Raw genomic sequence first — 2,926 nt, 5'->3', positions numbered from 1 at the left:
CGGGGCAGCCGGGGCGCTGGGAGCGGGCTTCGCTCCCGGCTTGGGCGCTGCTGCCTTGGGGGCTGTCTTGGGGGCCGCCTGCTCGCCCTTCGGGGCGGCGGCGGGGAACGCGTCGCGAAGCTTCTTCACGACGGGTGCCTCAATGGTCGATGACGCTGAGCGGACGAACTCGCCCAGCTCCTGCAGTTTGGATACTGCATCTTTCGAGGTAATACCGAGCTCTTTGGCGAGCTCGTGTACGCGGACCTTGGCCACATTTCTCCTGTCTCGGTCCGCACGAGGCAGGTCTGCCGGGCACGAACCGTCTAATTCTTGCTGCGGCTTTCAGCAGAATGGGCTGAAAGGCCGCGGGCGGAGCACAATGAAGTACTCATCACTTGGCACTCATCGGGTTTCCATCAGTTTTCTGACCCGCTTTCAGGTTGGACGGTTGGGGTGACGGGGCCGGCCGCGGTGGCCGCCTCGTCGTCAGCACGGAACTGGTCTGCAACAGTGCTGCTGTCAACAGTGGCCCGGAAGGCCCTGCCGAAGGCATGCCGTTTCAAAGCCAGCTCCATGCAATCCGGTCCGCGGTGCATCCAGGCACCGCGTCCAGGCCTGCGGCGGGCCGGATCGACGACGACGGTGGGAACACCGTCGACTTCTTCGACTGCCAGCCGCAGCAGAACGGCCTGGTCTTCCCGGCGCCGGCAGCCTATGCAGGTCCGCTGGGGCGGCGTGGCCGCCTGGGCGTGCGCCTGCAAGGGCTTTTGACTGTCGGGAAACCCGGCCATGGATATTCTACCGCTTCCAGTGCCCGGCCAACGAACCGGGCGTGTTGCAGGCCCGAAACCGGGCATGGTTTTTGCTTCTTCAGCGCTATTGGGCCATGGCTGCGTCGGACACGATGTCGATCCGCCAACCCGTCAGTTTTGCCGCGAGCCGGGCGTTTTGCCCTTCCTTGCCGATCGCCAGCGAAAGCTGGTAATCCGGCACCACGACCCGCGCGGAACGCGTCTCCGGGTCGGTGATGGTCACGGAGCTGACCCGCGACGGCGACAGCGCGCTGGCGATGAACGTCGCCGGATCCTCGCTGAAGTCGACGATGTCGATCTTCTCGTCGTGCAGCTCGGTCATGACGGCCCGCACGCGGGACCCCATCTCGCCGATGCAGGCACCCTTGGCATTGAGTCCGGGCACGTTGGCCTTGACGGCGATCTTCGTCCGGTGGCCGGCCTCCCGCGCCAGGGCAACGATCTCCACACTCTTGTCCGCGATCTCGGGCACTTCCAGTTCGAAGAGCTTGCGCACCAGGCCGGGATGGGAGCGGGACAGGGTGATCGAGGGGCCCTTCATGCCGCGGTGGACGTCCACCACATAGGCGCGCAGGCGCGTGCCGTGCACGTAGCTCTCCCCCGGGACCTGTTCGGGCGGCGGCAGCAACGCCTCCACCGTGCCAAGGTCCACCTGGATCATGTGCGGGTTGTGCCCCTGCTGGATCACACCGGACACCAGCTCCCCCTCCTTGCCGCGGAAGGCGCCCAGGACGTTGTCGTCCTCGGCGTCGCGCAGCCGCTGCAGGATGATCTGGCGTGCCGTGCTGGCCGCGATCCGGCCGAACCCGCTGGGCGTGTCGTCAAACTCGCCGATCACGGTGCCGTCGTCATCCACCTCGGCCGCCCAGATGGTGACGTGGCCGCTCTTGCGGTCCAGCTCCGCCCGGGCCTGGTCGATGGAGCCGGGGGACTTGTGATAGGCCACCAGCAGGGCCTGCTCGATCGTGGGGATCAGCAGGTCCAGCGGAATTTCGCGTTCGCGCTCAAGCAGCCGCAGGGCGCTCATATCGATATCCATCTCAGGCCTCCTCCTCGTTCTCCAGCTCGCCGTCGGCGGCGGCAATCGTGTCGTCGTCTACCGGGGCGAACTCCACTTCGACCTTGCCGGAGCGGATGTTCGTGAAGTCCAGGTGGACCGGTTCGCCGGGACGGGGCTTCATGCCCTTTTTCGGCGCTTCTTCCGGCCGCACGGTCACGCCGGCCTCGCCGACCTCCAGCAGGCGGCCGGCAACGTCGTCGCCGGCGACCAGCTTGACCTTGACCAGCCGGCCCACGTTCCGGCGCCAGTGGCGCAGCTGGGTCAGCGGCCGGCTAAGCCCCGGCGAGGATACCTCCAGGCTGTAAGCCCGGCCGTCGTCGCGCGGATCCTCATCCAGCGTCTTGGAGAGGGCCTGCGACACCTCGGCGATGGCATCGAGCCCCACGCCGCCGGTCTGGTCCTCGGGCAGGTCCACGACGACGTGGATGATGCGCTGTGATCCGGCGTGCCGGATTTCCACATCCTCGAGGAACAGCTGGTGCGCGGCGACGGACGGTTCCAGCAGCTCTTTCAGGCGTGCGGCCTCCGCGGACGTGTCGGTACCGGATGTCCCTCCGGTAGTGGGCACGCCGCTGTGATCGCGCCGCTGGGCCATGCTGCCTCCCTGTTTCGTAAGTCTCGCTTCTAGACTAGCGACTTTACCGTCACTGGTGGCCTCCCCGCCGCCAGTACCCGCCACCGCCGGTGCAGCCGACGCCGAACCCGTGACATCATCTTCAGTTGTGGGATCTACTTCAAGGCGCCGCGGCGGCAAGCAGGCCGCGCCATCCCGGGCGTGGCGCCGGGCGCCGCTGCTGTTGCTCACCGCGGCGATCGTGGTCAGCACCGGCACCGTGGTGGCGAGCATCACCGAGCCCGCCCCGCCCCCGAGCAGCACCGAGCAAGCCCGCCTCGACGCCCTGGCCGGGCTGGAGGGCCTGGCCTCGGCCTTCGAGGAACACGACGACGACGGCGCCTCCCCCACCGCCGACCTGCTCCGGACGCAGGCGGACCTGCTGAGGCTGACCACGTCCTGGCCGTCCGGGTCCCCTGCCGCACCAGACACCGCGGCCCCGTCTTCCCCCGCCGGCTC

At 68.0% G+C, this 2,926-nt stretch carries 5 protein-coding genes; 1 reads left to right on the top strand and 4 read right to left on the bottom strand.

Annotated features, from left to right (window positions below):
- The 4 genes from AC5RV2_RS16550 to rimP form a co-directional block, all read right to left on the bottom strand.
- Positions 1 to 255: translation initiation factor IF-2 N-terminal domain-containing protein (locus AC5RV2_RS16550; RefSeq protein ID WP_494093240.1), on the bottom strand; the 255-nt coding region annotated here is incomplete at its 3' end.
- Between the two features lie 143 nt (positions 256 to 398).
- Positions 399 to 773, bottom strand: a complete 375-nt coding sequence (locus tag AC5RV2_RS16545; protein WP_493977726.1) for a YlxR family protein — start codon at positions 771 to 773, stop codon at positions 399 to 401.
- Positions 774 to 858: 85 nt separating this feature from the next.
- On the bottom strand, positions 859 to 1,833 hold the full coding sequence (nusA, locus tag AC5RV2_RS16540) for a transcription termination factor NusA (RefSeq protein ID WP_494093239.1): 975 nt from the start codon (positions 1,831 to 1,833) through the stop codon (positions 859 to 861).
- A gap of 1 nt (position 1,834) precedes the next feature.
- A complete protein-coding gene (gene rimP, locus AC5RV2_RS16535; RefSeq protein ID WP_494093238.1) occupies positions 1,835 to 2,449 on the bottom strand; it encodes a ribosome maturation factor RimP in 615 nt (204 codons plus the stop codon).
- Between the two features lie 127 nt (positions 2,450 to 2,576).
- Here rimP and AC5RV2_RS16530 point away from each other — a divergent pair.
- A partial coding sequence (locus AC5RV2_RS16530) for a hypothetical protein (protein ID WP_494093237.1) occupies positions 2,577 to 2,926 on the top strand: 350 nt, incomplete at its 3' end.

This window comes from Arthrobacter sp. Y3225116, from assembly GCF_059091245.1.
Note: the sequence above shows the minus strand (reverse complement) of the source record. Positions and strands in the feature narration are given on the sequence as shown.

Coding starts and splice junctions, on each gene's coding strand:
- AC5RV2_RS16545 (WP_493977726.1), bottom strand. CDS start 773: ATGGCCGGGTTTCCCGACAGTCAAAAGCCCTTGCAGGCGCACGCCCAG.
- nusA (WP_494093239.1), bottom strand. CDS start 1,833: ATGGATATCGATATGAGCGCCCTGCGGCTGCTTGAGCGCGAACGCGAA.
- rimP (WP_494093238.1), bottom strand. CDS start 2,449: ATGGCCCAGCGGCGCGATCACAGCGGCGTGCCCACTACCGGAGGGACA.